Source organism: Nonomuraea sp. 10N515B, assembly GCF_052245915.1.
Lineage (GTDB): Bacteria > Actinomycetota > Actinomycetes > Streptosporangiales > Streptosporangiaceae > Nonomuraea.
Window position 1 is genome coordinate 1 of sequence record NZ_JBQQBQ010000156.1, and the last position, 4,050, is coordinate 4,050.

Sequence of the window (4,050 nt, forward strand, 5' to 3'; positions counted from 1 at the left end):
TCAGGCCCCTGGTGGTGAAGGTTGATCTTGGTCGACAACCCTTCTACCAGGGGCTATCTGCGTTGCGGATCAAGGATGATGATCTGCAACGGACCCGTGACCTGCAGCGTCACGGTGGAATGGGCTCAGTGTGGGGGCCAGTCCGAGGGGGTTCCCAAAAGGTCTTTAAGGGGCCTGGTCTGGCTTCTTGCAGCCGAGTGGGCAGGGTGCTGTTCCGATGGATGTGGCGCGTTCGTCGCCGCCGCCGAGTTGGATGACTTCTCCGGTGCCTAGGCAGTAGCCACAGAGTCCTGTGCCTTGCAGGGTGGGGTGTTGCCAGGCTGGCGGGGGTGTTGGTGGGGGATGGTCGCCGCGTTCGGCTGGTTCGTGTTCTCCGCCGACCCATCCGCGTCCTTGGCAGAAGCGGCAGCGTAGGAAGAGGCCGCCGCTGAAGCGGGTTCCTCGGCGGCCTTGGCATTCGGGGCATGTGATGGGGTCGGTCATTTACGTCCGGTTCCGTTGCATGCGGTGCATTTCTTCCATACCCGCTGCTTCTTGGTGTCTCCATTCTGGTCGATCCATTCGCCGCCTGCACCTAGGCAGGTATCGCAGATCGGCGGGGGTTCTTGGTCGTCTTTGGGCATGTCGTCGCTCCTCCGGGTTGTCCCGCCTCGTGTGTATCCCATAACGCTCCAGGCGGCATGCTTGTGGCAAACGGGTGTAGTGCTACACACGGCGGTGGTAAATCCAGGCACAAGAAAAGGACCCGCCGTGATGTCTGACGGGTCCCTCCTTGCGGGGAGCTTAGACCTCGAACTCCATGTTCTGTACTCCCTTGGTGAACGCCCGCCACTCACTGTAGGAGTACACGTGTGGGGCTGCGTCGGGGTTCTTGGTGTCCTTGACGGCAACGTAGCCGTTGCCCAGGTCCTTGAACGCTACGCAGTCGCCGTTGTCCCCGGAGAACGAGGAGGTACGGTACCCGTCCCCGTTCACTGCTTCGTCCATTGCGCTGCCAACCTCTCCTTGATCATCTCCAGGGAGCGTCTCTTGGGCTCCGCCTCTTGTCGGCACTTCTGATACCTCAACCTAAGAGTCTCCACCTCTGCGGCGGTGTCCCACATTTTCCCAGTTACAGGCCCATCCACGAAAGCGGCGTCTGGCCTCTCGGGAGAGTGTGCGATCGTGAAGCCTCCAAGCAGCCCGGTGGTTGACATGGCATCCAACGGGAGGATCTGGACGGATACGTTCGCACTCTCACCCAACTCCAGGAGGTGGGAGAACTGGGCTCGGGTGATCTCCTGACTTCCTACCACGCGGTAGAGGATGGTCTCATCCAGCACGGCCCACACCATGGGAGCGTCTGGAGAGTTTAGGATCTCCTGCCGCTGCATCCTCGCCCTCACGCGCTCGTCTATCTGTGCCGGGTCGGGCCTAGGCGCACCGAGCATCACCGCGCGGGCGTAGTCCTCCGTCTGTAGGAGGCCGGGCACGATGGTTGGGGTAAAGATCCATAGTTCGGTGGCTCCCGCCTCGAACTCCAGCCAGGACGGAGGGAGCATGCTCTTGTAGACCCACGGTCGTCTGTCGTCCGGTAGGTGCCGAGACAGGCTCCCGGGCTCCAGCCCCAGGGCCTCCTCTGCCTTGGTTGCTAGGTCCTCAAACGGCCTCCGCTCTGCCCTCTCCACGGCCCCGATGGTATTCGCGTGGAAACCAGTTTTGGCCCCCATCTGTCCGAGTGTCAGCTTCGCCGCGTTTCGGGCTTTTCGCAACTCATATCCGAATCGGGCGTCTTCGCCTGCGTCCGGATCCAGGTCTTTCGGGGGGCGCATCGCTTCTCCTGATGCATCATTCCGGGGGAGTGTTATTTACCACAGAACCACGAGCATCTGTGTGCCACAAGTAATGGTGTTAATGGCTTGAGGCGTGTCACTGGTGCGAGCCTGGCAAGTAGCTCGGGGAATCATCGTCCCTCAACACACACAAGGGATGAAGATCACGTAGGTAAGGCCAGCGAAGAAAGGTGAGAATCCTCATGCGAGCAGCCGTGTCAGATCCCGCGTACACAGGCATTCGTGTTTGGCTGGTCAGTGAGCTAGAGGACCCTGCGCTACTTCCCAGGCTGGCCCGGAGGGAGCTGGTGAAGTGGATGGGGCCGGAGCATCCGGCCCTGGCGGATCTCCAGCTCATCGCGTCGGAGTTGGTGAGTAACGCCGTGCTTCACGCGGCTGCCGCGTGGGTCCGGATGAGCCTGGTTCCGTCCGCGTATTACTGGGAGCTGAAGGTTACGGATCCGGGGCTGTCGGCGTCGGTGCCGATGCCTCGCTGCCCTGGGATGGACGACGAGCGTGGACGCGGCCTGTGGGTCGTTGACGACCTGACTCTCGGCTACTGGGACACAAGCCGTTCCCCAGCAGGTGACCGTATCGTGCGCGCTTGTCTACCTCGTTGAGCCATGCCCAAGGCCGGAAGTTAGCGCCGCCTAAACGCAGGAGGTGACGATGATCGACGATGACGGCGACCGTGGCTATCTGGAAGCGCGTCGGGACGATGTCGGTCCGTTCATCCACATCCGCTGGGGGCAAATGCGGATGGCCGTGCGAGAGTACGCCTGGTTCGATTTCTTGGATCAGATCAAGCGCGGCCTTTATGTGGCGGAAAAGGTGGAGGGCAGACGGGGATGCGTGCACTTCGAGATCGACGAGGCTTTGGCCGAGCATGAAAGGCCGGTCGCCTGGCGGCCGAAGGTGCTCGAAGTGCCTGCGACGGTGTGGGATCGGTTCGTCGATGCGGTCGGTCAAGGTTGTTTCGCGAGCCTACGCCGGTTCTGGACGGGGGTTCCGCTGAAAGAGCCTCCGGAAGCACGGATAGCCGCTGTCCAGGGTGAGGTGCCCCTGGGCGATGCTTCCGGGGATAACCCTGGCTGATGCCGACTCGCTGCCGCCTGTGGCACTCAGCCGGGGAGTGGGGTCCTGGTCGTCACGTCCGTTGGGGTGACGCAGACGGCCAGGACCCCGTCAGGCCACCCCTGCCCGGGGATTCCATCGGAGGGACGGTCCGGGCGGGGGTGCAGTCGGCCGCCCTCGGAGGGAACTCCGCGCCGCGTCGTGCATGGTCGTTGGTGTGCGATGGCGTCGCAGCGGAGCGAGCCCGCCCACCTCCGAGGGCGGTCTGTTGGTTGTGCAACGGGAACTGCCTAGAGGGGCGGTCATGTAACCACGTGCTCTTGCTAGGGGGCTACATGCGCAGAGTCAGCGATCGTTGATGGCCACAACGACCGCAGTCAGAAAGCATCCCAGCCCTATGGCCACGAGCGCGACCGTGGCGGGGGCATCCAGGGTGCCCCCGAAGTAGGCCGCCCAGCCGACCACGATGAGGATCACCCAACCGAAGGCCAAGAGGATGTGAGCCTTGGAGATTCGGTTCAACGGCCGTCCCTTGTGCGAGTGGCTACTCCAGTGACCTGACCCATTCGTGAACGCCTTGAGTGGAGCAGTGCCCGACTGTATCGCGCCAGCCCGCGCACCCACCAGACTGGCCGACGTGCTTGCGAAGGCAGCTCACTACATGACCGACCCTCTAGCAAGGGTGATCGTGCTTGATGAGGCACCGTTCGGCCCGCAGTCCACTCAGCGAGCGTGAATCGCCCCCTTGGGGGATCACGCCTCCTCATCGGACTCGGATCCCCGGGGGGAAGAGGCTGTATCCCGATACGTGCCCACGCGCCGGTCGCGGGCGCGGATGGTTCGCTGCGGGCACCGCGACGGCGCTTCATCGATGACGCGGTCTCGCCGGTGCCGGTCCCCACCCTGGAGCAGGCGCGGCGGCTGCTGTGGGCGGTACGAGAGCTGCGTGGCTACGTTCGATACCGCGACCGGGGACCACACCTGTTCGAGCTGTTCTGCCTCATCTTCTTCGCCGGGATCCGCCCGTCCGAGGGTCTGGGAGCAATCGTCAAGACCTGTGGATCAAGTTTCTTAAGCAGCTTTCGACTTACCCCCGATCGTCGGTGATTCCTCGGGCCGCTCGACGAGCTTGCCCTTGACGAACGTGGCCCCGGCGCGGACCAGG

The 4,050-nt window shown here is 63.2% G+C and carries 5 protein-coding genes; 2 read left to right on the forward strand and 3 right to left on the reverse strand.

Annotation, left to right across the window (positions count from 1 at the left end; all coding sequences use genetic code 11):
- Window positions 1–783: 783 nt before the first annotated feature.
- Both ACTWQA_RS58615 and ACTWQA_RS58620 read right to left on the reverse strand, forming a co-directional pair.
- Window positions 784–987 (reverse strand): DUF397 domain-containing protein, encoded by a 204-nt coding sequence (locus tag ACTWQA_RS58615; protein WP_443167431.1) that lies wholly within the window; start codon window positions 985–987, stop codon window positions 784–786.
- Window positions 972–1,811 carry a helix-turn-helix domain-containing protein gene (locus ACTWQA_RS58620; protein WP_443167432.1) on the reverse strand — a complete coding sequence of 280 codons (840 nt, stop codon included), beginning with the start codon at window positions 1,809–1,811 and terminating at the stop codon, window positions 972–974. The genes ACTWQA_RS58615 and ACTWQA_RS58620 overlap by 16 nt, the downstream gene beginning before the upstream one ends.
- A gap of 203 nt (window positions 1,812–2,014) precedes the next feature.
- On the opposite strand from ACTWQA_RS58620, the gene ACTWQA_RS58625 reads away from it, so the two are divergent.
- Together ACTWQA_RS58625 and ACTWQA_RS58630 are read left to right on the forward strand one after the other, a co-directional pair.
- Window positions 2,015–2,431, forward strand: coding sequence for an ATP-binding protein (locus ACTWQA_RS58625; protein ID WP_443167433.1), 417 nt, complete (start codon window positions 2,015–2,017; stop codon window positions 2,429–2,431).
- 49 nt (window positions 2,432–2,480) lie between these two features.
- Window positions 2,481–2,906, forward strand: a complete 426-nt coding sequence (locus ACTWQA_RS58630) for a hypothetical protein (RefSeq protein WP_443167434.1) — start codon at window positions 2,481–2,483, stop codon at window positions 2,904–2,906.
- A 324-nt stretch (window positions 2,907–3,230) separates the two neighbouring features.
- Here the strand turns inward: ACTWQA_RS58630 and ACTWQA_RS58635 are convergent, their stop codons facing one another.
- The gene (locus ACTWQA_RS58635; RefSeq protein ID WP_443167435.1) at window positions 3,231–3,407 is read right to left on the reverse strand and encodes a hypothetical protein; all 177 of its coding nucleotides are present in this window, start codon (window positions 3,405–3,407) and stop codon (window positions 3,231–3,233) included.
- Window positions 3,408–4,050: the final 643 nt, after the last annotated feature.

Coding starts and splice junctions, on each gene's coding strand:
- ACTWQA_RS58625 (WP_443167433.1), top strand. CDS start 2,015: ATGCGAGCAGCCGTGTCAGATCCCGCGTACACAGGCATTCGTGTTTGG.
- ACTWQA_RS58620 (WP_443167432.1), bottom strand. CDS start 1,811: ATGCGCCCCCCGAAAGACCTGGATCCGGACGCAGGCGAAGACGCCCGA.
- ACTWQA_RS58630 (WP_443167434.1), top strand. CDS start 2,481: ATGATCGACGATGACGGCGACCGTGGCTATCTGGAAGCGCGTCGGGAC.
- ACTWQA_RS58615 (WP_443167431.1), bottom strand. CDS start 987: ATGGACGAAGCAGTGAACGGGGACGGGTACCGTACCTCCTCGTTCTCC.